Annotated in this window: 21 protein-coding genes; 6 read left to right on the forward strand and 15 right to left on the reverse strand. The window is 68.2% G+C overall.

Annotation, left to right across the window (positions count from 1 at the left end; genetic code table 11):
• Positions 1-149: 149 nt before the first annotated feature.
• From AB0D10_RS43915 to AB0D10_RS43945, 7 genes are all read right to left on the reverse strand, one after another.
• Complete coding sequence (locus AB0D10_RS43915) at positions 150-1,439, reverse strand: ATP-grasp domain-containing protein (RefSeq protein WP_360267966.1); 1,290 nt, start codon at positions 1,437-1,439, stop codon at positions 150-152.
• Between the two features lie 55 nt (positions 1,440-1,494).
• A complete protein-coding gene (locus AB0D10_RS43920) occupies positions 1,495-2,955 on the reverse strand; it encodes an FAD-dependent oxidoreductase (RefSeq protein ID WP_360267968.1) in 1,461 nt (486 codons plus the stop codon).
• A complete protein-coding gene (locus AB0D10_RS43925; protein ID WP_360267971.1) occupies positions 2,952-4,376 on the reverse strand; it encodes an AMP-binding protein in 1,425 nt (474 codons plus the stop codon). Before AB0D10_RS43925 ends, AB0D10_RS43920 begins: the two co-directional genes overlap by 4 nt.
• Positions 4,373-5,620, reverse strand: coding sequence for a hypothetical protein (locus AB0D10_RS43930; RefSeq protein WP_360267974.1), 1,248 nt, complete (start codon positions 5,618-5,620; stop codon positions 4,373-4,375). The genes AB0D10_RS43925 and AB0D10_RS43930 overlap by 4 nt, the downstream gene beginning before the upstream one ends.
• Positions 5,617-7,068: a condensation domain-containing protein gene (locus AB0D10_RS43935; RefSeq protein ID WP_360267977.1), complete on the reverse strand. Its 1,452-nt coding sequence runs from the start codon at positions 7,066-7,068 to the stop codon at positions 5,617-5,619. Before AB0D10_RS43935 ends, AB0D10_RS43930 begins: the two co-directional genes overlap by 4 nt.
• Positions 7,055-8,083 (reverse strand): NAD/NADP octopine/nopaline dehydrogenase family protein, encoded by a 1,029-nt coding sequence (locus tag AB0D10_RS43940; protein WP_360267980.1) that lies wholly within the window; start codon positions 8,081-8,083, stop codon positions 7,055-7,057. Before AB0D10_RS43940 ends, AB0D10_RS43935 begins: the two co-directional genes overlap by 14 nt.
• Before the next feature lie 130 nt (positions 8,084-8,213).
• A complete protein-coding gene (locus tag AB0D10_RS43945) occupies positions 8,214-9,119 on the reverse strand; it encodes a TauD/TfdA family dioxygenase (protein ID WP_360267983.1) in 906 nt (301 codons plus the stop codon).
• Between the two features lie 1,118 nt (positions 9,120-10,237).
• Here AB0D10_RS43945 and AB0D10_RS43950 point away from each other — a divergent pair.
• Positions 10,238-10,783 carry a hypothetical protein gene (locus AB0D10_RS43950; protein ID WP_360267985.1) on the forward strand — a complete coding sequence of 182 codons (546 nt, stop codon included), beginning with the start codon at positions 10,238-10,240 and terminating at the stop codon, positions 10,781-10,783.
• On the opposite strand, the gene AB0D10_RS43955 is transcribed toward AB0D10_RS43950, so the two are convergent.
• Positions 10,740-11,531, reverse strand: a complete 792-nt coding sequence (locus AB0D10_RS43955) for an IS5 family transposase (RefSeq protein WP_360267988.1) — start codon at positions 11,529-11,531, stop codon at positions 10,740-10,742. The genes AB0D10_RS43950 and AB0D10_RS43955 overlap by 44 nt on opposite strands.
• 611 nt (positions 11,532-12,142) lie before the next feature.
• Between AB0D10_RS43955 and AB0D10_RS43960 the strand changes: the two genes are divergently transcribed.
• Entirely contained in the window at positions 12,143-12,871 is a 729-nt protein-coding gene (locus tag AB0D10_RS43960; RefSeq protein ID WP_360267991.1) for a hypothetical protein, read from the forward strand.
• Between the two features lie 184 nt (positions 12,872-13,055).
• Positions 13,056-14,066, forward strand: coding sequence for a hypothetical protein (locus AB0D10_RS43965; RefSeq protein WP_360267994.1), 1,011 nt, complete (start codon positions 13,056-13,058; stop codon positions 14,064-14,066).
• 130 nt (positions 14,067-14,196) lie between these two features.
• Here AB0D10_RS43965 and AB0D10_RS43970 read toward each other — a convergent pair whose 3' ends face one another.
• A complete protein-coding gene (locus AB0D10_RS43970) occupies positions 14,197-14,535 on the reverse strand; it encodes a hypothetical protein (protein ID WP_360267997.1) in 339 nt (112 codons plus the stop codon).
• A 312-nt stretch (positions 14,536-14,847) separates the two neighbouring features.
• Between AB0D10_RS43970 and AB0D10_RS43975 the strand changes: the two genes are divergently transcribed.
• Positions 14,848-15,756 (forward strand): hypothetical protein, encoded by a 909-nt coding sequence (locus tag AB0D10_RS43975; RefSeq protein ID WP_360267999.1) that lies wholly within the window; start codon positions 14,848-14,850, stop codon positions 15,754-15,756.
• Positions 15,757-15,871: 115 nt separating this feature from the next.
• On the opposite strand, the gene istB is transcribed toward AB0D10_RS43975, so the two are convergent.
• A complete protein-coding gene (gene istB, locus AB0D10_RS43980; RefSeq protein WP_360268020.1) occupies positions 15,872-16,648 on the reverse strand; it encodes an IS21-like element helper ATPase IstB in 777 nt (258 codons plus the stop codon).
• A complete protein-coding gene (gene istA, locus AB0D10_RS43985) occupies positions 16,645-17,919 on the reverse strand; it encodes an IS21 family transposase (protein WP_360268002.1) in 1,275 nt (424 codons plus the stop codon). The genes istB and istA overlap by 4 nt, the downstream gene beginning before the upstream one ends.
• 276 nt (positions 17,920-18,195) lie before the next feature.
• On the opposite strand from istA, the gene AB0D10_RS43990 reads away from it, so the two are divergent.
• Positions 18,196-18,927 carry a hypothetical protein gene (locus AB0D10_RS43990; RefSeq protein WP_360268004.1) on the forward strand — a complete coding sequence of 244 codons (732 nt, stop codon included), beginning with the start codon at positions 18,196-18,198 and terminating at the stop codon, positions 18,925-18,927.
• Here the strand turns inward: AB0D10_RS43990 and AB0D10_RS43995 are convergent.
• Together AB0D10_RS43995 and AB0D10_RS44000 are read right to left on the reverse strand one after the other, a co-directional pair.
• On the reverse strand, positions 18,914-19,228 hold the full coding sequence (locus tag AB0D10_RS43995) for a transposase (protein ID WP_360268006.1): 315 nt from the start codon (positions 19,226-19,228) through the stop codon (positions 18,914-18,916). The two genes, AB0D10_RS43990 and AB0D10_RS43995, sit on opposite strands and share 14 nt — an antisense overlap.
• A 267-nt stretch (positions 19,229-19,495) precedes the next feature.
• Positions 19,496-20,803 (reverse strand): IS701 family transposase, encoded by a 1,308-nt coding sequence (locus AB0D10_RS44000; RefSeq protein WP_360268009.1) that lies wholly within the window; start codon positions 20,801-20,803, stop codon positions 19,496-19,498.
• 276 nt (positions 20,804-21,079) lie between these two features.
• Here AB0D10_RS44000 and AB0D10_RS44005 point away from each other — a divergent pair, with 276 nt between their 5' ends.
• The gene (locus tag AB0D10_RS44005) at positions 21,080-22,393 is read left to right on the forward strand and encodes a HEAT repeat domain-containing protein (RefSeq protein ID WP_360268012.1); all 1,314 of its coding nucleotides are present in this window, start codon (positions 21,080-21,082) and stop codon (positions 22,391-22,393) included.
• A gap of 40 nt (positions 22,394-22,433) precedes the next feature.
• Here AB0D10_RS44005 and AB0D10_RS44010 read toward each other — a convergent pair whose 3' ends face one another.
• Both AB0D10_RS44010 and AB0D10_RS44015 read right to left on the reverse strand, forming a co-directional pair.
• Positions 22,434-22,988: a hypothetical protein gene (locus AB0D10_RS44010; RefSeq protein ID WP_360268014.1), complete on the reverse strand. Its 555-nt coding sequence runs from the start codon at positions 22,986-22,988 to the stop codon at positions 22,434-22,436.
• Between the two features lie 138 nt (positions 22,989-23,126).
• Positions 23,127-23,408: transposase (locus tag AB0D10_RS44015; protein ID WP_360268017.1), on the reverse strand; the 282-nt coding region annotated here is incomplete at its 5' end.

A 23,408-nucleotide genomic window follows, 5' to 3' on the forward strand; every position in this document is an offset into this window, starting at 1 on the left:
CCGACGGCCCGTGCACGGTAGGCACCGGGTACTTCATCAACCCCGACAACGTCCACGACCTCGTCGCGGCTGGCCGGCTCGTCAAGGACACCGCCCCGGGTCCACGACAAGGACCCGGGGCCCGGCGAGACGGCGGACCTGTTCAGGGTTCACGAGTTCCGCCTGGATTCGGCGCCACCCGACGAAGCCGCGTAGGAGCGGTCCGCCAAATCTCCACGACCGAGCACCTCGACCTGGAACTCCCGCATGTGGCGGGGGGAAGCGTTCGGGCTCAGGACCGTCTCGTCCAGGAACATCGTCTCCACGTGCTCGAGACGCTTGTCGAGTTCGGTCAGCGTGGGAGCGCTCACCAGCATCGCGGCCGCCCGCTGGTCAGTCGAGGTGAAGCTTCCGGAGGAGGTAGCTCCCAGGTACGTGAAGTACCGGACGTACTCCACGCCGTCCTGCTGAGCCAGGCGGTGGATGTTCGGAAGGTCGAGGACCACGCCGGCGGGCAGTTTGGGATGGATCGACCCCACCTCGAGAACCTGTGCCGTCGGTGCTGTCTGCGGAGCCGCCCCCAGGCAGAGGTCGACGGAGGCTTCGGCCAGTGAGACGGACCGGGCGAGCCGGATCTCCTCCTCCACCATCGCACCCCCGCGCCGCGCGGCGCATTCGCTGAAGACGAGGCCGCCGTCCGGAAGCCGGAAGAACTCCAGGTGAAAGACACCGCTGCACATGCCGAGGGCGGTCAGTGCGTCGGCCGCCAGCTTGGTGGCCCGCTCCGCGAGGCCCGGGTGCGTCGCCTCCGAGCAGCGGTACATCCGCAGGGACGTGCCGGAAGTGGCGACTTCCAGGCAGGGCCGCTCGTACCGGCCCAGCGAGCTGAATCCGATGACACCGTCGTGCACCCAGCCGTCGAGGACGAACTCCTCTCCGGCGATGAACTGCTCTACCAACAGGACCTGCCGGGCGCCCTTGGTCGAGAAGAATGCGTCGGCCGCCCGCTGGAAGGCCTTCGCGTCGTCGACCCGCGTCGTCGACTCGGTTCCTGCCCCGGCAACCGGCTTGAGCACGAGGGGGAACCCCAGTGCCTCCACGTCCGCGAGTGCCGGGGGTGTGTGGAACACCCGTGATTCCGCGACGGGGATTCCCTTCTCGGCCAGCCGCTGCTTCTGTAGGTACTTGTCGCGCATTCGCACGGCCACCTCGGTGCCGAGCCCGGGCAGGCCCAGGTTCTGGGCCAGGCCAGCCGCCATCACCACGGCGAACTCGAAGTTGGTGTAGACCGCATCGAAGTCGCCCATGGCCAGGCCGGCATGGCCAAGTCCGCTCACCACCTGCTCGAGGTCGCTCTGGTTCGGGACGGCCACCTGGCGGACTTCTTCGGGAAAGGTGAGCAGTCCGTTGCTGAATACGCTGGCGTTGCGGACGGCGACCACATCCAGGCCGCGTGCCACGCAAGCCTCCGCGAAGTTCCTATCCGAGCCTATGAGCAGTACTCGTGACATAGCGTTATCGCCTTTCGCAAGCGTTCTGAATCGTCCTCAGCAGAGCCTCGCCCGCAGACGAGAAGGCGCCGGCCATCCACGCGGTCAGCGGGTTCAGCCAGTCTCCCGCGAACTGGACCCGGCCCATACCCTGATGCAGCCGTTGGAAGACCGGAAGGTCGTAGTAGCCAGGCCAGTTCACCCAGGCACCGTGAATGTACGGTACCTGCGACCACGACACCGACTGGACGGCGACGGGCTCCGCGGCAGCCGGGATCCCTGGGTGGAGTTCCGCGATCCGGTCGACGATGAGTTCGTGGCGAGTCTCCTCGTCCATGGCATCGAGCTGACTGGCGTTGTCCTTGAGGCTGTAGGCCGTGAGGGTTCCGCCGGTCGCGTGCCACGCCGTGCTCGGGTACCACAGGCGGTCTATGAGCGAGGCCGGGTAGGACGTACCGCCGAAGATCCCCAGCTCGCGCTCCCACCACCGCTGGGCGTAGGTGAGGAACACCTTCACGGCTGGCCGCGGCTCCGGAGCCCTGAGCGCAACGCGAACGTCGTCGGGGAAGTCCTCTACCACCTCGGCGAGTTGGTGCGGCGGAAGCGTCAGCACGACATGGTCGTAGGTCTCGTGACGCTCTCCTTCCGGCGTCGCGAAGCCCAGCCGGACCCGGTCGCCCGTGGTGACGACTGAGGTGAGTCGGTGATCCAGGTGCCGCTGGGCAGGGGGAATCTGCTCTGCCAACCGCTCAACCATCAGGTCGCTGCCGCCGACGATGCGGAACAACGTGGTCGATTTGAGGGCGGACAGGTCAGCCAGCAGAGCTCGGGCTGGAGCGCTGTCCACGAGCAGTGACGACGCGAGCGGCTCGCAGCCCGGAGCTGAGGGCGCCATAGGATCTCCTACGTCGCTCAGAGCGTTCAGGGCACGGCGCGTGCGGTGCGGTGCCTGGTCTTCGGCGCTGTCCGCCAGGAGGTGCAGGTACAGCTCGGCCAGGTCCGGTCGTATGGCGAGGCGACGCACCTCCTGCCACCAGTCCCGCTGGCGCAACACCTTGGACCCGCTGCTGTCCGCGAGGTGGATCAGGGCGTCGTCGTTCCGGGTGACGATCGGAGCGACTGGCACATCGAGCATGCGCAGATACTCCATGGTGACCATGTGGGGGTGTATCCGAGTGGCTCCGGCCTCCACGAACTGATCTCCCGGCAGAGTCATCACCCGGGACGGGTCACCGGGGAGTCGGTCGCCGTTGCGCAGGGTCAGGACCCTTCCGCCGAAGCGCCCGGCAGCTTCGAAGAGGTCCACGTGAACCCCCATCCCAGCCAGGATGAAGGCGCTGGTGAGCCCGGTGAGTCCGCCACCGACCACGCCGACGCGCTTTCCCTGGAGGGACTCGGCCCCTGCGGCCCTGGCGACGTCGGCGGGCAGGATCCAGTCGGAGCGGGACGCCGGATCAATCCTTCCGATCATCTGCTGAACGGTCATTTGCCTGACGTCCTCTCGGTTTCCGACGCCGCGGAGAGGTTCGCACGCAGAAGCTGTCGGTCCACCTTGCCGGCGGTGGTCAACGGCATCGCGTCCACCTCTCGCAGCTGCTGGGGAACCGCGTAGGACGGCAGGATGCGGCGCAGGTGCCCTCGCAGTTCCCGCACCGACACGCTTCCATTCACAACGTAGGTGGCTGCCAGTTTCGGAGAGCCCTCTTCGGAGCCAGCGACGACGAACGCGGCGCATTGCCGCACGTCGGGGTGGCTCTCCACGGCCGACTCGATTTCGGTCAGCTCGAGACGGTGGCCGTTGACCTTCACCTGGTCATCGACCCGGCCGGTGATGTGCACCCTGCCGTCCGCGGCAAGGTACCCCGAATCTCCGGTGTAGTAGACCCGGCCGTGTCCGGCCAGCTCCATGAAGCGGCCCTCATCGTCGGTGGGACGCAGGTAGCCGGCCGCGAGTCCGTGCGCGGCGAGGATCAGTTCGCCTGGGCTCTGGGCGCTCGCTCCGGGGGCGAGTATCGCGGTGCCGCCGAAGGGTAGTCCGACCGAGCCGAGGGCATCCGGCGTCAGGGTGTGGAACGTGCACCAGATGGTGGCCTCGGTCGGACCGTAGAAGTTGCGTACGGTCCTGTACCGGTCGACCAGCTGCTGGGCGAGCCTGGCATCCAGCGCCTCGCCCCCGCACCACATCTCCAGGTCCTTCGAGAGCATGAGGCCGAAGGCCTCGATGAGCTTGAAGAAACTCGGCGTTCCCTGGATGTGCGTGGCCGCGTGCCTGCTGACGAAGTCGGCGAAAGCCCGGGGATCGCCTGTCAGCGGCGGTGGGCAGACGATCGTACCTCCGGCCAGGAGCGGAAGCAGCAGCTCGACCAGGGAAATGTCGAAGGAGATGGAGGTGTTGAGGACGAACCTGACGGCCTGGTGCTCAGCCAGGAGAGGGAGCAGCGCGCTGAGCCGCTCTTCGAGCACCGTCTCCGCCACCATGACTCCCTTGGGAGTTCCGGTGGAGCCGGATGTGAAGATCACGTATGCCAGTCCGGTGTGCGGTGCCACCGAGCCTGCGACGGGGACCGGGACGACCCGCACGGTGGCGTCCTCGGCGACTTCCAGGACGACGGCCGCGCCGGCCTCGGAGACCACGAGATCAACGCGATGGGTCGGCCACCTTTCGTCCATCGGCAGATAGACCCGGCCGGTAGCGAGGCAGGCCAGCAGACAGGTCAGGGTGCCGTATCCCCGCTGTCCGGAGACGGCGACCACGTGGTCGCGGGGCACCGACTCCTTGATCCGCCGGGCCATGGCGGTGACGTCGGAGAACAGATCGGCATAGGTCCGCCTTCCCTCGGTCCCGACGTAGGCGTCCAGATCCGGCTGGGCGGCCGCCAATTCGGCGATGCGGGCCCAGATGGTCATTCGGCACCTCCGTAGCTAAAACGGGCGGTGGAGATGACGTGTGCGTGCGCTCGGTCGATCTCTTCCCGGAGCGCGTCGGCGTCCGGCGCCGTGACGAGCAGTCCGCACAGCGCGTTCAGCGTTCCGCTACGGGAGTCGAACTCGTCGGTGGTCCGGCGTCGGACGGCCACGCTGACGTTCGCGTGCCGGCGCACCAGGCTCCGGTAGTCCGGTAGGGACTCGAGGGCCAGTGCGTCCTCTGGCGGGTGGACGAGGAAGTAGCTCGCATGGCCGCGGAGTTGCGGGACCCGCGGGGTGCCCCCGGAGGCTGTGTCGAGCACCGATCCGATGAGGTCGCCGTCGTCCGAGACCGCTTTCACCATCACGTGCAGATGACCGCCGAGCCGAGGGTTGACCTCGATCAGCTGGAAGCCCTGCGCGGTATGCACGAACTCGATGTGGAAGGCGGGCCACAGCCCCTTCCACAGGGCGGCGATCCCGCCGGCCCAGACCTCCAGGGCGGTGCGCTCCGCCGCGGTGACCCGAGAGGGCACGAGTGCGCCTGTCTCGCCGTAGTTGGCCGCCGGCTTCTTGCGGTCCGCGGCCAGGTACACGGGCCCGTCGACGCCGTTGAACACATCGACGGAGAGGTAGGAGGCATACCAGTCCTGGTGCTCACCGAAGGGGAGATGCTCGTGGAACTCCTCGGCGTAGAACTCGCCCGACGCCAGGTCCACTTCGCGCTCCGCCACGGACCGTCGCCAGGAAGGGAGGTCGCGGGCGACCACCACATCGCAGCTGGAGACGCCCCGCCGAGGCTTGACCACGATGGTCCCGGCGTCCCGCATCGCTGCGGCGACGTCGCCCTCCGAAGCCAGCTCCCACACCCTGGTGTGGGACAGACCCCGCTCGTTGAGCAGGATCCGCATGTCGAGCTTGTCCTTCGGACGGGGCGCGTCGGAGCCTCGCAGCTGTACGGTCGCGGCCAAGCACTCGTAGGCGAACGCCTCGTCGAAGGTGATGATCGTGTCCAGCCCGCGCTCGTGTCCGACGACCACCAGGTCCTCGCCGACCTCCTCCCATCGGATACCCATGGAGTTGACCAGAGCCGGTACCTCCGGGGTGGACGCGGCGACCGCGGCAGGCACCAGCACAGGGATTCCCCGGTCACGGGCCTGGGCGAGCAGGTCGCCGAAGGGGGCCGATGGGCTGCCGCCCACCAGAAGGCCGATGCGCTGACCGGCGCTGGCAACTATTCCGCTCACGGAGCCAGTCCTTCGTTGAGGGATTCAATGACGCCGGCGGCGACGGGGGAGTCCGCCCGGTACTTCAATCCGAGCCGGACACCTCCGTCAACGCGGTCCGCGACGACGCGTAGGTGATACGACGTGGCAGTGTCGGGCGACGACTGCGGTCCGAAGTCGAGGTCGACGGGCTGGCAGTCACTCACCGGAGCGCAGAGCGTGTTGCGAAGCGAGCCGCGGTAGTTGAGGTACAGCGCGGCGGGTGCGGTGAGCAAGGCGGCGGTGGAGTCGCCGGTCACGAAGGACTCATTGGCCTGCTCGAGCGTCTTGAGCGCCCGGCCGGCCTCGGGCACTGCCCAGGCCTTGCCCAGCGGAAGTTCGAGCCGCCTGAGCTGGGAGAACCAACCGACGGTGGAGGCCAGTGACGGCCAGCCCTGGATCGGCTCGCGACCGTGCCACGTGATGTCGATACTGCGGGCACTCACGTCGGAAAGCTCCCGCACAGCACGGCTCATGGCGGCCAGGATGGCGGGCGCGATCTCCCGGGACCCGAGGTCGCCGGTTTCCAGTCGGAGCTCCGCATGCCGCAACTCGGACATCGGGATCGTGAGTTCGCTGTCAAAGGTGGTGTCGGTCCCGGTAATCCGCCGACCCGCAGTCTGCCCGGCGAGCCAGTTCAGCCATGGCAGGTAGTTGTCCTCGCGGGGGACGGAGCCGGCCGGCTCGTGAAGCGCCGCCACGAGGTCGTGCTGGAGTACGTCCACGCTGTGGCCGTCGGCGCAGAGGTGGTGGAACAGGAGGGTGAGTGCGATCGGCCGTTCCTCGTGCTCCCAGACCAGTGCCACACACAGGTCGCCGCGGGCGATGTCGAAGCGTGCCCCCAGTTCGCGGACAGCGGCGTCGACCGGTCCGACGTCTTCGGGGCCCTTCACCGCGAGTGACACCAGGGGGATTGAGCGAAGACTGGCGGGGGCGAGTGTCTGGGTCCATCGGCCATCGTCGCACGTGAACCGAGCGCTAAGTGCTGGGTGGGCTATGGCGAGGCTCTGGACCGCACGCTTCACCCCTTCACGAGTGGCGTGTTCGCACAACCGCACGGTCAGATGATCGTTGTGCCAGTTTCGGGTGTCACCGTCGGCGATCACCGTGAAGAGTTGGGTCGGGGTGAGGGGCAGCTGCTCCAGGCCCGGGGCGGAAGGAGCAGTCGCGGCCTGCGGGCCCTGCCCGGCCGCCATGGCGTCACTGGCCGCCTGTACGAGCCACTGCAACGTCGGCGACTTGAAGAACTCGGCGATGTCAACGGAGATCCCCTCCCGCTCGAGGCGGCCGGCGAGCTGGACGGCACCAAGGCTGTCACCGCCGAAGTCGAACCACCTGTCCTCCGGCTCGGGATCGTCGTACTCCAGCGCCTTGAGCCAGATTCCGACGACGATGTCGCGGACCTGAGCGTTGATGTCATGCACCGTCATCAGTCCCCTCAGCCGGGTGCTTCGCACGATCGTCCAACAGGCGTTTCACCGATGCGCCGTCCATGCCGGGAGCCAGCCGTGGGTAGAGGTCGATGTCCGCGATGGCGAGGCCGACCCGGTCCAACAGGTAGGGGAGCGCGTCGGCGAAGGCACGTGTGACCGGCATGGGGACGTCCTGGACCCGCGCGAGCTCCAGCATGGTGAACAAGGAGGGGATGTCCTCCCGCAACGTGCGCGAGAGCCGCAGACTGTCCATGTCCATCGGCGAAAGCGAACGATAGAGGTCGTGAGTCGCAGCCATGGTGTCGTAGAAGGTCGATCGCGGCTCGTGTCCGTACTGCCGCTTGAGGATCTGTGGAAACGTTTCGCTCTTCACGCCGTACGCCGAGGCCAGTGCGACCCGCTCGACATCCATGGCGTTGAGCTGCTCGCCGAGGGTGGGGTCGATTCCACCGCTGTAGTGCAGGTACCTCTCCCCCCTCGCGGTTCGCACCACATTGCTGGCATCAAGAGCCACGGCGGTGTGGATGTAGTAGCCGAGCGGATCGAAGATGAGCTCGCTCGGTGCGCGCAAGGTGAACCTGCGCAGCCATGCCGGATCTCCCAGAGCGTGGGCCATCGCCTCGAGCGGGATTCTCGGGTCCCGACCGTAGTGGGCAGCGCCAATTTCGTCCTTGCGCTTGTACTCGACGTCGCTGCCCTTCACGCGGCAGCCGTAGAGCGAGTCCTCGACGAGGAGCACCTCCCAGGACGCTGCACGGGGATCCGCCAGACACTCCGCCAGCCATAAGGCACCGCCTTGGCCCCCACGGATCATCACAACCGAAACCGGCCGCTCACCCAACTCGCTTAGCAGCCGATGCACCACAGCGGAGCGCACCTTGGGGATGTCCGGTACCGTGACGAACACGCAGTCGGCCGAAGCCAGGGAAACCGAGATCTCGTCATCGGACTGCAAGAAGTCCGTCAGCAGGCTCGGGACCCTATCGACCTCGCCTGTCATGGTATTGCGCATGGTCAGTGGTATCCCGGCCGATCTGGGTACCCGCGACGAGACCACATTCACGTGGGCGGCCGGACGTGCCCGCCTGATGTCGGAGTACAGCGTGAGCCCGACGTGACCGCCCCCTATGATCACCGTGCGGTCACTCATCGTCGAGCCTCACCATGAGCGACTCCCATGCGGGGCGTGCTCCGATATGCGTCGCATAGGCCCGGAACACGAGCCGGTCGCTGCGGTCGGTCTCCATCTGCTCGCGCCCGTGCAGGTAATGGTCATTGGGCACGACCAGTGCCTCGCCCTTTCGGAGCGCGTGACCGTGCTGGAAGCCGAGCTCGTCGGCGAGTTCACCCAGCCGACGGCGAGCTGCGTCAAAGAACTCAAATTCGTCTGCCGGCAGGGCCGGGTCGGTACTGATCGTGTCGAAGTGGTACAGCACACGCCACCGGCCACCGGTACGGACGAGCAACGGGAAGGAGAACCGGCGTGGTTCGCGCCAGGCGAGCTTCGTACCGACGACGGCGGTGTACCGAGGCTGCTGAAGGCGCGCCAAGGTCTCGGGGCCAAGCCGTTCAACGAGGGCGTCGGCTGGGGCGAGAAGCGTGCGGGGAACCTCACCGACTGCCTTGTGTGCGACCAGGACAATGAACGCGGGCCGGGAACGATCAGCGATGAACGGGAAGTCGTTATGCATGCCGAGTCGCTCCGGCTGGGCGTTCTGCTCACGGGACTGAGGATTCGGCCGGATATCGGTGAGTACCGAGGCATTGAAGTCTGCGTAGGCGGTCAGCCTTCCCACGCAGTCCGCCAGAAGCAGAGTGAGGATCTTCGTCTGTGCAACCCCGCTGAATCTGGGCAGACCGCGCAGTACGATGGCCTCCGAAGGGGAGTTCTCCACCGCTTCGGCGAGGGCCGGGATGACCGCCCTCCCCCGCTCGATCACTTGCTCGGCGAAGCGAATGTCGGATTGCGACGGCGTGTTGTCAAGGACCGATTCTACGAAGTTTTCAATGTCGGTCGAAGAATTGATATCTAGTTCAAGCAAGCGCACGTGATCCTCCTTTTTGGCGATCAAGGGAGCAAGCGGCACGCAATGCCGTGACGGTAGTTTGGCACTGCGGAATCCTTAGCGGCCTATTTGGTGAGGCATGGGAGTATCTTGCCACCGAAACCTCAGACTCAGGGGATCACTATTGAGTAGCCCCTAATTAGGAGGTGATGTCAGCTTTGCTGGAAAGGCTCAAAGGATGGTTCACTCGAACCAAGGAATGGGCTTCACGCTGGCCCTAGGTGCCAAGCTGCGTGTTTGGATAGCCATGTGCGGCGTGCGCAATCCCCAAGGCCAACGAACCAATGGTGGTTCTTGTGCCCGAGCCCGTTCCAGTCGCCGCCTCGGGCGAAGGAGTTCAGCGTCCAGATGGACTGGCTCAACCCACCGGTGCCGGCGGAGGAGCGTTCAAACGATGCGACTGATGAGTTGACGGCCCAAACCGGCAGGCGGCAGCTACTGCCCGCCTGCAGGTGCTGTTGTCGAGCAGCGCGGTGACGGGCACATCTTGCTTCAGATTTTGTTCGATACGCGTCAGCAGCATCATTAAAAGACCCCCCCGGGTGATTCGCCAATCACTATATATCTGAGCGACCACAAAGCAATGTAACTCACATCACATAGCGTCGCCTTGCCTTCCTGGGGGGGTGAATGTGGAGCTTCTGTGCCCATTCATGCCGCACGGCTTGCCTTGAAGCGCAGGAGCTGCAGGTTGGGTCGCGTCGGGAATGAAATAGTTTCCACGCTAGTTCGAGTCCCTCTCGATTGGCTTCTGGTGATCGTAAAGTTTCGCCCATATCTTCCCGAGGGTGTCCGGGTGGCTATTGTCTAATTCTCAAGGGTCCAGGCGCATGTGTGATGTTCTGTCCATGTTTGCTACTGAACTTGAAGCGTGATGTCGGGGTAGACGAAGGCACCCTGGCTGCCTTGTCCGGGTCGTGATCCCCTCGTCCGTCGTCGCCAAATTCGTTTGCTGCTGGCGCATGGTCAGCGCTGATACTGCGGCGTGAGTGGCTGTTGTCTTTCCGGGCTTGAGGGCTGTGTTTCTGCTGGTCGGGCATGGGGTCGGCGGTCTCGGGGAGGGGTGACGTGTCGTGTCGTCGCTCTGATGGAGGTCGGGGATGCCATCGGTCGTGGGGCTGCTGGAAGAGCGTGAGCTGACCGCTCGCCGTCGTGTGGACGCGCTGCGGGAGGAGGCGGACCGTATCCAGGCCGAGTTGGTCGTGGCCGAGCGGGAGTGGAGCGAGTGGGTCATCGCCCGTTCGCGTGTCGGCGAGGTGCTGTCCCCGGGCGAAGGCGACGTCGCCGGCCCGGACGCCGCCGAGGAGCCGTCGGATCGCGGTGAACCGCCCGCGCCGCCTGCGTCTTCGGAGGCGGCGAAGCCGAAGTCGGTGGTGCCGATGTGGCGTTCGGGTCTGGCCTGGTCGGCACTGTCGGCGGACTACCAGCGCATCCTGCAGGCTCTCGCGGACCGGAACCGGCTCGGTCAAGGGCCGCTGACGTGCCAGGAGATGGTCGGCTGCTTCGGCCTGGACCCGGTGCCCGCGAAGATCGAGGCGTTGCGGTCGAAGGCGAAGCGGCTGACGGCGCGCGGGTGGCTGGCCGAGCCGGCGCCGGGCCGGTTCACGCTTGCGAAGGCCGTGGCCGGGCGAGGCGGCGGGTCATGAGCATCGTCGCCGACCAGTAGATCATCGCCTCCGCGCTGCCGGTTGACCGCTCGAAGTCCCGCACGAGGCGGCGGCTTCGCATCAGATGGGCGAAGAACCGCTCCACGATCCACCGCTTGGGCAGCACGACGAAGCCGCGCATGTCGTCACTGCGCTTCACGATGGCCAGGACCAGGGTGAGGACGGCCAGGCAGTGCTCGACGAGGCTGCCGGTGTAGCCGCCGTCGGCCCAGACCAGCGCCAGCCGGTGGTGGGCGGCGGCGACCCGGGCGAGCAGAACCTGCCCGGCGGTGCGGTCGCCGGTGTCCGCGGCGGTGACCATCACGCCCAGGAGCAGGCCGAGGGTGTCGACCAGGGCGTGCCGTTTGCGGCCGTTGATGAGTTTGCCGCCGTCGAAGCCGCGGCTGTCGGCCCCGACGACGGCGTCCGCCTTGACGGACTGGGAGTCGATCACCCCTGCGCTCGGCTCCGGGTCCCGCCCGGCCTTCTCGCGGATCCCGCGGCGGAGCCGGTCGTGGAACTCCCGGACCAGACCGTGGTCGCGCCAGCGGCGGAAGAAGGCGTAGACCCGGTCCCACGGCGGGAAGTCGGCCGGCATGGCCCGCCACTTCGTTCCGTGGTCGACGAGGTAGCGGACCGCGTCCAGTATCGCGCGGTGGCAGTACGCCTCCGGCTGCCCGCCCCGCCCGCGCAGCCAGCCCGGCACCGGAAGCAGCGGCCGCACCACCGCCCACTCCGCATCGGACATGTCCGTCGGGTAGCGGCGCGCACGGACCCCGTGATCGGCGGCGTTCCCGAACCGGTGTGCCAGGCAGTCACACGCGAGAGTGACCGAAGTGGATTCCGCTCCCGTGATGCCGTAGAACTGCGACAACAGGGCCTCCTGGACCGCTCTTTGGCGTAGACACCCTTCGAGCTACCAAGAGGCCCTGCTTTCATGCACGGCGGCCGCCGCACTCACCCGATCGAGGCTCCCGTTCGACCCGCACCCCTCAAGATCGGAACGACAACAGCCACTAACCCGGTCGTCGCCGAGTCCCTCCTGGACCGGCTGATCAACGCCAGCCACCAAGTCATCATGAACGGCCCCAGCTACCGCCCCAACAAGCGGCCGAAGAACCCCACCCAACCCCCGACCAAATAGCCCCTGCCAGCCCCAGGGGCTGGGGAATTACGTGACCACAGCCCCTGGGGAATTACGCCGTCGTCGACACCTGGAAGCGGTTCCGCCACTTCTACGGGCCGGGTGAGGAGATCCCCGGCCTGCTCGCCACGCTCGCGTCCGGCAACGCCGAAGCCGCCGACGAGGCCTTGGGCCGGCTCTGGACGACTCTCCACCACCAGGGCGGCACGATCGCGGTGGGAGCACTCGCGGTACCGTTCCTGCTGCGGATCGCGGCGACCGGGCGCCCCGAACTGCGTGCCCGGACCCTTCGCCTGGTCGCCGAGATCGGCCGGTGCCAGCACATCGGGGACGGATCACGCGAAGGCCTGCTCCGGGTCGCCGAAGACCCGGCGGTGGTCGAGGGCAGCACGGTGTGCCCGGTGGACTGGACGATCCAGGCCGCCCGTCAGGCCGTCACCGACGACCTGCACCTCCTGCTCCCGCTCCTCTGCGACCCCGACCCCGAAGTCCGCACCACAATCGCCTACGCCCTCGCGGCGGCAACCGGCGAACAACCACACCTCTCCACGGCCCTGCACGCCAGACTGGCGACCGAAGACGACGCGGTGGCCCGGATGAGCCTGATCCTGGCGATCGCCCAACGCGCCCGCGAACAGCACGACAGCCACGCCCCCGGATGGGCCCGGGACCTCTGGTCGGACCCCGGCCAACCGCCCGAGATCCGCATCGGCGCAGGCCTCGCCTGGCTGTGCCTGGTCACCGACCCCGCCCCCGACGAACTACGCACCCTCCTCACCGACCCCGCCATCCGCCGATACGACCAGCTGCTCCACCCGGTGCCATGGCTCACCTGGATCGACACCACCGGATTCGGCCTGCGCAGCTGCATCGACGACATGCTCACCACGCACGGCGCCCGGACAGCGCCCGAGGACCCCTGGGCGGCCTCGCTGTCAGGCTGAGGCCTGCCGGGGCCAACCGGATCCGCCCCTCAGCCCCCGGCGCGTCCTCCGGCCCAGCCCTCGCCGCCTGGGTCTACTGCGGTCGGAATGTCTGCGCCGGCTGGCATGATCGGCCGGATATTCGGATCCTTTCCGGGCCCGGCGTTGTGGTGCCGGCGGCCCGGAGGTGCTGTCGTCGTGGGGGTTGTCGGTGCAGGCGTGGGAGTACAGTCCGGCCGAGCTGGCGGTGGTACGGGCGTTCGTCGACGGGGACCCGCTCGACCAGGCCGGCGGGCCCCTGGACGTACGGACGGTGGTCGCGGCCATCCGCCCGGAGGCCAAGGACGGATTCCTGATCGACGAGGTGCCTTGGGAGCGGTTCCCATCCGGCACCGACGTGCGGAAAGACCTGGAACAGGCACGGTCAGGGGACGACGCCGCTCGCCACGCCGTCGACATGGTCATCGGGCTATGTGCCAACGACATGAGGGCCGCGGCCGCACCGGCCGTACCGTTCCTGCTCCGGATCGCGACCGACCCCGCAGCCGGCCCGCACCGCGCCCGGGCGCTGACCGTCGCGGGCGAGGTGGCACGCATGGCGCACCACGGCATCTGCACACGTGAGGACATGCTGCGCTTCCGCGGCGACGACGAATGGCGCTTCGAGATCACCGGCTACCTGCAGAACTGGTCGGTGCAGGCCGCCCGGGAGGCGATCACCGCTGACACCGGCCTCCTCCTGTCCCTGCTCGACGACCCCGACCCCGCCGTCCGCCTCGCCGCCGCCTACGTCATGGCGGCCGCCGTCGGCCGTGCCCGGGACATCCTCACCGCCCTCCACACCCGCCTGCCCGTGGAACACGGCCCCGCGGTCCGCGCCGGTCTGGTCCTCGCGATCGCCCAACTGGCCCGCGCACACCACGATGCGCAGACCACCGCCTGGATGCACGCCTGCTGGTCCGACCCCACCCGGCCCCCCGAGGTCCGTGTCAGCACCGCACTGGGCTGGCTGTGCCTCACCGAAGACCCGGTCCCCGACGAGATGCGCACCCTGCTGAACGAGCATGCCACCCCCGACCTCGCCCGCCTCCTCGAACCCCTGCCCTGGATGCACGCAGCCTCCACAGGCCGCCGCACCGGCCTCCAACGCTGCCTGCACGCCATGCTCCACCCGGACGTCCCCGACCCCACCGACTGCGACAACCCATGGGCATGACCCCACCGGATGAGGCACACCGCCCGAACCGCGGGCCCGCACGTTGAGCGCACCCTCCGACCCGCGACAACGCCCAAGCCCACACCCAAACGACACGGGCCACACCCGCACACCCGTGTCGGCCGGACGACTAGAACGGCGGGTCGTCGACATGCCCTCCACCGACGAACCACCCTGAACCGACGGACGGGCTGCGGTCGTCGTCGCCGGGCCGGGCAACACCGACGGTGTCGTGGCCCCACGCCGTCAGGGCATCCAGGGCCTGCCGGCGGCGCCGCCGGGTGTCGCAGACGCGAAGGAGGCGGCGGGCGTGGCAGGCCAGAGCGTCACGATGCCCGGCCAGAGCGGGGTGTTCGGCAATAGCCAGGCCCGCGCACAGCGCCTCCTGAGCGACCGTGGCGTCGGGGTCGTCGAGGAACGGCTCGACGGCCCGGTACAGCAATGGCCGCGGGGCCCGCACGGCCACCATCGCCGGGTAGTCCTCCAGAAGTCCTCTTCGAAGTGCCGCTGGCCGCCCGCCACACATTTGTCGTCACTGTCGTGCGCAACGTCGGCCAGCCAGCCCAGCAACAGCGCGCACACCTGGTCCGCCGGCCCTGATCGCTGGCTTGCGCGGCGGGCCAGGGTCGCAGCCACACACAGGGCGACCGGCGCGGTCGCCTCGTAGATCGTGTTCTGGTGCCGCACCGGCTCGTCCAGATCGTTGAGAGCCTGCCGGGCCTCCCGCAGTCAGGTCCGGGTCCAGCAGGCGGACCAGTGCCCGCGGCGGTCGATCGTCACGGTGACCCGCTCCGACACTGCGGCAGCTACCGCCGCCCGCAACCACGAGGTGGCCCAGGCCGCCATCCGGGACCTCGCCTGGGCCGGTCCGGAGCGGCTCCGCGACGCCCTGGCCACGATCGAGGAACTGCTCACCCAGGATCAGAGCGTGGAAGACCGCCGGAACCTGGGCGAGGCCTTGGCCGCCGGCCGGCGGCGGCTCACCCTGCAGACCCGCCGCCGCACCGAGGTGATGATCCGGCTGCGCCGGACCGAGCCGGGCACGCTTTCCCGGCAGCTCCTGGAGGAGGCCCAGCAGCTGACCTCGGATCCTGGTGCCTCGGAAGAGGGCCGCGCGCTGGTGGCCGAACTGAGCGATCAGTACCGCGCCGAAGCCGAGCAGCGCCTCGCGGCCGCGCGCCAGCAGCGGATCCTGGCCGAGCACCAGCAGCGGGAGGCGCTCCAGCAGCAGCGGGCCGAGCTCCGCCAGCGCCAGGAGCAGGCCCGGGCCGAGCTGGAGGCCGCCCAGCAGAGGACTACGGGCGCCGCCCCGGCCGTGCCCCGGCGGCGCGAGACACCGAAGGCGGCCGCCGAGTACGCCGAACTCGCCAAACCCCTGCTCGGGGCGCTGAAGAAGGCAGCCCGGGAAGGGGAGACCCGCACCTGGGAGTCCATCGCCGACCGGACCGGCACCAAGCGCCTGCGGCAGCTCGAACATCCGGCGAAGGTCGAGGTCCTCGTGATCGCCGAGAGCGGGACCCCCGCCGACCGGCCGCTGTGGTCGGTCGTCCTGGCCGCCATCGGCGGCCAGGAGGCACTCGCGATCCACCGCACCGTCTGCGAACGGCTGCAACGCCCCCTGCCCGACGCCGACGAAGCCCTCCGCACGCGCCTCGACGAGGAGCGAACCATCCTCCAGCACAGCTGGTAGGGCTCACGCTGTCCGGGTTCCCCAGTCCTCAAGCAAGGGACCCCGGTGTCGACGACGGCGTAATTCCCCAGGGGCTGTGGTCACGTAATTCCCCAGCCCCTGGGGCTGGCAGGGGCTATTTGGTCGGGGGTTCGGTGGGGTTCTTCGGCCGCTTGTTGGGGCGGTAGCTGGGGCCGTTCATGATGACTTGGTGGCTGGCGTTGATCAGCCGGTCCAGGAGGGACTCGGCGACGACCGGGTTAGGGAAGAGCGGATACCAGTCGCTGGGCGCCCGGTTGCTGGTGATGATCACGGACCGGCCTTGCCGCTCGGAGATGAGTTCGTAGAGGTCGTCGGCCTGCGAGGCGGTCATCTGGCGCATGGCGAAGTCGTCGAGGATCAACAGGTCGGGACGGACGAGCTCGCGCATGCGCCGGTCCCAGGTACGGTCCGCGTGGCCGCCAGCGAGCTCAGCCAGGACGCGGCTGGTCTTGGAGAAGCGCACGTTGGCGCCCTGGCGGAGGGCGAGGTGTCCGAGGGCCTGGGCGACGTGTGTCTTTCCGACCCCCACCGGTCCGAACAGAACTACGGACTCGCCGGCATGGAGCCAGCGCAGGGCAGCCAGGTCGCGGATCTGGGCGGCGGGCAGCTTCGGAGAGGCGTTGAAATCGAAGCCCTCCAGGGTGACCTGCTGCTCGAACTTCGCCTTGCGCAGGCGGCGCTCGAACGCGACGGTCTCGCGGCGGGAGATCTCGTCCTGGCAGAGGACCTGGAGGAAGTCGAGGTGGCCAAGTTCGCCACCGTGGGCCTGGCCAGGCGGGCGTCCAGGGTCTCCAACATCCCCGACAGCCGCAGGGTCTTGAGGGATTCGCGCAGGGCCGCATCCAGCACGCTCATCGCACGGCCTCCTCAGCGTCGGCGTGTCCCTGGTCGCCGCGGCGTTCGTCCGGCGTCTACATGGGGATCGTGGCCCGGCGGATAGTCGTTCTTGTCGGTGCGTTTGCCCTGCTCAAGGGCCGCATGGGTCTTGACCAGCTCGCCCTCGTGGAAGACCTGGACCATGGTGACGGTGGAGCGGACATCGACCCGGCGGCCGATCAGCTTCCAGGGCACCGAGTAGAGGGTGCGGCCGACCTTGATGTGGATGTCGGGGCCGACGGTGGCGGTCGACCACTTCGCCAGCACGAACGGCGTCTGCGGCAGCGGGAGGAGGGCCTCGGCCTCCGCCGCCTCGAACACCGCCAGCGGAGCCGCCCCCTGAAGCGGCCGGCACTGGCGGCGGCCGGCGGTCTCCCTCGCCCAGATGAGGGCCTCAGCCTGCATGTGGTCGAGGGAGGTGAACTGGCGCCCGCTCCAGAACGAGTCCCGGATGTAGGGCATGGGCCGCTCCACCCTGGGCTTGTCCTTCGGATGCAAAGCCCTGGCCGGGTCCACCAACGCCCCGTAGTGCGAGGCGAGTTCGGCATACGACTTGTTGATTCGCGGGTCGTAGAGGTCGGGCTTGTCCACCCCGGTCTTCAGGTTGTCCGGCACCAGACGGCGCGGGACACCGCCGAAGAACCGGAACGCGTCCACGTGGGCCAGGGTCCACGCATGCTGGTCCATGTGGGTCACGGGACGCCCGAACATGTGCCGTGAGCAGGGCAGCACCATCACGAAGGCCCAGATCCGGTGCCGCTTGCCGGTCCTCGGGTTGATCCACTGCCCCAGGAAGCCGTAGTCGATCTGGGCTTCCGAGCCGGGCTCGACATCGTCCCGCAGCACCGTCACCTTCGACCGGGCCGCCTCGTCGGGGAGATTCTCGTGCACCCACCGCCGCAGCGATGTGAGTGATGCCTTCAACTTCCGCTCGTCTCTGAGCCGTTGGTGGATCGTGGTGACCGTGGTGGTCTCCAGCAACTGCTTGATGTAGTCGCGGTGCTCCTCGATCTCCGGCCAAGTCAGCTGGTTCAGTCGCCGGCTGGCCAGCTCCGGGAACCAGCTCTTGATCAACTTGGCCCAGTCGGCCTCGCCCATGGGCGGCCCGCCCGGGGTCATCCCGGCCGCCTCCGCCGGCGCCAGGTACTTCCTGATCGTCTTGCGGTCCACCCCCAGCGAGGTGGCCAGTTGGCTCTTCGACCGGCCCGCGTACCAGTGGACGTAGATCTCGACGATGTCGACCACGGTGAATGTTCTCCTTGCCATCCGGTGTGTCCGTTGACCTCTCGGCCCGCAGGTCGAGGAACACCTGCGGCTCCGAGACGGACAGGACCCTCAACCCGGCACCGGCATGCCCATGGGGAACCAGACCGATTCGCAAGGAATGGCGAACTGGTGCGCAAACCACCCAAACAGGGAAGGGCTGTGCGAGTTCGATCACGCACGCCCCCTGCCAGACACGGTCACCGGGCCTCTCGGTGAGATGGTGATCGCTTCTCGGAGCTCTTGACGGTGCTGAGGCCCGAGGACACCTTGAGACACATGAGCAACCAGACCTTTGAAGCCGAGGGCTACCGTTCGGGCGACGTGTTGAGGATCGGATGCCCGTTTACCGAGGTCACGGTCACTGGGGTCTCCCGGTCCCACGTCTCGGTGCGGTGGCCGTGGGGGGAGATCGACACTGCGGCGGATGGGATCGAGTGGAACGGCGACGTGGCTCTTCCGACGCCGGCGGACGACGGCTGGGAGAGCGGGTACTTCCGGACGAGGCCGGCGGAGGACACGCTGAAGGCGGGCGACAGGTGCCTGGTGGGGATCCCTGCGACCGTGGTGCATGTCCTGGCGGTCCACCATTTCGATCCGCCCTTGGAGACAGGCTGGCTGCCACGACCTGCGACCTACCTCGACGTCCTGCGGCAGGGCGAGTCCTATGACGCCAGGCTCGAGGAGCAGGGTTACGAGATCGATCCGGTCGGCGGTGTGCCGTTCCAGCTCGAACTGCTCTTCCGCCCTTTCGCGTTCCTGGAAACCGGCGACGAGGTCGTCGACCGCGACGGGCGCGCGTGGAAGTTCGACGCTCCCTGGTGCTGGAACGCGTTCGATGGCGGGCAGCCGAGCACGCCGTCCTGGCCGCTTGCCCTGCTCTTCCGCAATGGTGAGCCAACGCCCGAGGCCGGTGCGGCTGTCGCGAAGGCAACAGCCTCAGGCAGCCACGCCGACGAGGTGAGCCGGTGGATGGAACTCACCCGTGCGGAGCCAATCACGCTCGCCTGATCTGCCCCGGATGTCGGCACCGCGTGTGCCTGGTGCCGGGCACCGTCCCCATGGGGACTCGTGACCACGAGGGTGGGGAATTACGCCGACACGAACCCGCAACTTCTGGGGAATTGCGCGACCGCCGACATGCGGGGAAGTCCGCGGGCACCGCCCTCCAGGCGATGCCGCCCGCGACCAGGTAGCGCACGGCGTCGACCAGCTGCCGGTGGCAGTAGCCCTCCGGCTGCCCGCCGCGGCCCTCCAGCCAGGCGGGCACGGGCATCGCGTCACGCACGACCGCCCATTTCGCGTCGCTCATGTCCGAGGGGTACCTCGGGTGCCTGTGCGGGCGATCCCCGGCGTTCCCGAACCGGTGAGCGAGACAATCACACGACAGGGGCACGGAGTTGGACGCCAGGGGCACGGACACGGAAGACTGCGGCACCAGGGGCCTCCTGTTGCTCGGCTGGATTCGACACCCACGAGCTGCACGGGAGGCCCCACCTTCATGCCCAGCCGACCAGAAGATCACCCGACCGAGTCGGCAACCTCGAACTCACGCCCACGAAGTTCGATAGAGCAACGGCTAGTACTCCAGTGCGACTTCGTGATCTATCCGGTTGAGGGGCTGGCGAGTCGCCGCCGGTAATGGCTGCGGCGGGCTGTTGCCTGGTGCTGTCTGCGCCAGTTTGACCAGTGCAGCAGCCTGCGCGGAGGGGTTCGCCGGGTTCAGCAGGGCGCCGAGCAGGTGGCGGACCTCCGGAACGGTCAGGTCGATCGGGCCGGTGCTGCGGATGGTTCGGTTGGGCTGTGCGGTCCTGGCCGGCGTCGCATCGGTGGCGAGTGCGGCGAGAACGGCTAGTGCGAGCATGGCCAGGGTGATGTGCCGGTGCCATGCGGTCCAGTGGCGGACCTGGTAGTGGTCCAGGCCGACCTGGCCTTTCGCGGCTTGGAAGCATTCCTCGATGCACCACCTGGTCCCGGCCACTCGGACCAGCTCGGACAGCGGCACTCGCCTGGGGGTCCAGCACAGGTAGAAGGCGAGTTCGCCGCTGCTCGGGTTGCGGCGGATCAGCAGATGCCGGTGGCAGTCGGCCCCGATCTCGATCCAGGCCCAGTCGTAGTAGCGCGGCCCCTTCGCTCCGGCTCCGGCGCTCTGCCGGTGCCAGGCCGAGGCGGGCAGGCGGTCGGCCACGGCATCCGCGCGGGCGGTGGTCCGCCCCTGATTGATCAGCACCCGTGTGCTGCAGGCGACGGCCAGGACGTAACCAACCCGGCGGGATTCCAGCAGGGCACGCAGGCCGGGGTCTTGACCGTAGGCCTCGTCCCCGGTCACCCAAGAGGTGCCTATCCCCGCGTCCAGCGCCGCCGCGATCATCTGCCCGGCCAGCGTGGGCTTGGTCGCAAACTCGACCTGGTCGGGAACCCCTGCCCGGGCGCGGCGCTCGGCGTCCTGAGACCACGAGGCGTCGGGCAAGTAGAGCCGACGGTCAATCAACGCCCGTCCTTTGTTGGAGGCGTAGGCGAGGAAAACGCCGACCTGAGTGTTCTCGATCCGGCCCGCGGTGCCGGTGTACTGCCGTTGCACGCCCGCCGAGGCGGTGCCCTTCTTCAGGAAGCCGGTCTCGTCCACGATCAGGACGCCGTCGTCGGCGCCGAGTTGATCGACGACGTAGGCGCGGATGTCGTCGCGGACCGCGTCGGCGTCCCAGCGGGTGGTTCGCAGCAGCCGCTGCATCGGCCCGGGGCGGGCATGGCCAGCATGCTCGGCCAGACGCCAGCAGTTCTTCCGCTCGACGCCGGACAGCAGGGCGAGCACGAAGTCGCGGGCCGTCGCTCGCGGCTCCACCCGCTTGAACCGGCCCGCAATCCGGGACATGGCCAGGTCGAACATGGCACGCCAACGGGCGGCATCTATGCTGTGGTCCGCGGCCGCAGCATGATCTTCAGGAGTCCACACCACCCTTGATGATCACGCGGTGGCCGCTCCAGATCTACCGGGTGTGACCTGCTGGTTCAGTCAGTAGGATCCGCGCCGGACGAGGCTCGGGATCGACCGCCGATTGCGACATGCGTCAGCGGCCCGACGCCCCGATATTCAGCCCGCGGCTCCGGCCCAGGGACGGTGTCACGGACTCGGCCGACGATTTCTCTCCCGGCCTGCGGCTGCGTGGCGATCGAGTGCAACAGGGGGTTGGGGATGGGCGAGGATCCACTCGTCACGGCGGTGCGGAACGGGGACGAGAACGCGGTCAGAATACTGCTCGAGGACGGGGCGGATCCCGACGTCGTCGACGAGCAGGGCACCCCCGCACTCTGCCTGGCCATCTCAACGTTCAACTCGACGATCGCCAGCTATCTGGTGGAAGGCGGCGCGGATCCGGACCGTCGGCTGCCCGACGGGAGCACCCCACGATTGCGGGCCGTCGACAGCGGTTCCATCGGCCTCGTCTTCGGCCTGCTCGGTGGATCGGCCCTCATCGGCGAGGCCACCCGCGCGGAACTGCTGGCACGCGCCCGGCAGTGGCACGAGACGGGCCCGGCCACCATGCTCCGGGAGCTGACCGGCACCTCGGACGCGGTCGAGCGGGTTCGCATCCGGGACAAGGAGTGGTCCACCGATTACCATGAGCTCCGGCTCGGCGGAAGGACCGTCCGCGACGGCCACACAGGGATCCTCACCGTCCTCGAGAAGCACTTCGGACTGCACCTGGGCTTTGACGACTTGGCGGCACGCGCGTGCGCACTCGAGTACCCGGACTATGAACACGCCGTCTGGTCGGAGATCGTCCACACCCTTGCCCGGAGACAGGACGACGAGACCTGGGAGGCTGCGGCGGCACTGCGGGGCCATCCCGATCCCCTACACCGCCGCCTCGGCGCGGAGGTCCTGGTCTGCCTCCACATCGAGGCTGACCTGACGAACGTCCCGAGCCCGTTCGAGCAGCGCATGCTCGAGCTCTTCCTCGACTGGGCGAAGCAGGAGCAACACTCGGACGTCCTGGCCGAGATCCTGGCCGGCCTGAGCCACCATGAGGACCCGAGGATCGAGCCACTGGGGCTCTCCTGCCTCACCCACCCTGCCCCGCAGGTACGCGCCCGGGTGCTCTCGGCCCTAAGAATCGTGGACTCGGAGAGGTCGGGGCGGCAGACGTTCACCCCCGAGGGGCTGAACGCCCTGCTCGCACTGGCCAGGGACACCGACGCCTCCGTCCGCCACGTCGCCGGCTACCGGCTTGCGCACAGCCTGAATCCGGAACCTGCCATCGGGGACACCCTGGCCGGCCTGCTCGACGACGCGGACCAGCAGACCCGGATCTGGGCCGTCTACGGACTGGCCGAGCGGGACGATCCGCGCTGTATCGAGGGCGCCGACCGGGTGGGACCCGTCGACGAGTACGAGTCATGGTCCTGGATACTCGACGCGCCCTCACGGTATGAGCAGCGCCAGAGGGAGCGGGAAGCGCCAGCCACGACCGAGTAGCGAATGCTCGCCTCTGTATCCCATCGTGTGCCGGCTGTGGTCATCCGGGCCGGCTCTGCCCTGCCCATCCGGTACACGATGTGGCTGGGCGCCTGGCCCCGACGCTCACGAACCTCAATCCCGGAACCCACCAACAAAGCCCTCGGCCGCATGCGACCAACACAAGATCGCGAAGTCGCACTGGAGTACTAGTCCGAACGGCATAGTTCTCGCCGGGCGCGGCCTTCCCCGTGACCGGGTTCACCGAACCCGGGGCGGGCGCATCGGGCCGGCGCTGCCGCGGCGGCTTCTTCGTGGTCTTCAGCCACAGCGCGAAGTCGCGGGCCTCGACCCGGCTCGCCAGATCCCAGGGAACGTCCACGGCGTGTAAGAACCGGACCCACGCCAACAGCTCATAGGCGTAGGACCGCAGCGACGTCGGCCTCGCGTCGTCGGCGAGCATGTGGTGCAGGAACTCACTGACCGCCGCCACCTCGGTGCCATCGGCGTCTACGATCCGGAACGGCCGCAGCGGGTCATCGCTCTTCTCGACGCGGCCGACCCGCGCCACCTTCAGTGCCGCCACGTCCCGGACCGTCGTGCTGTGCTCTGGCATCCGTACCTCCACGGGCCGACCTACTCGACGACACGGGATGAAACCAGATCCACCACCACACGCGCAGTTACCGCGACCCGCCAGCGGCAGCCCTAACCCCCTTGTCGTCACTATGAGTTGACCTGGAGGGGAGCGCGATCATGGGCGGAGCCAGATGACCAGGGCCGCGACTGTGACGGTGCCGAGAAAGATGTACACGCGCTTGTCGTACCTGGTCGCGACGGCGCGGAAGTTCTTCAACTTGTTGATCGCGCGCTCGACGACGTTGCGCTTCTTGTAGCGCTCCTTGTCGAATCCGGGTGGCCGGCCGCCGGCGCCTCCGCGCTTGCGGCGGTTCGCCGCCTGGTCCGCCTTCTCGGGGATGACGTGTCGGATCGCCCGCCGTCGCAGGTAGCGGCGGGTCCGGCGATTGCTGTACGC

Source organism: Kitasatospora sp. NPDC048545, from assembly GCF_040651155.1.
In the GTDB taxonomy this organism is placed as follows: Bacteria; Actinomycetota; Actinomycetes; order Streptomycetales; family Streptomycetaceae; genus Kitasatospora.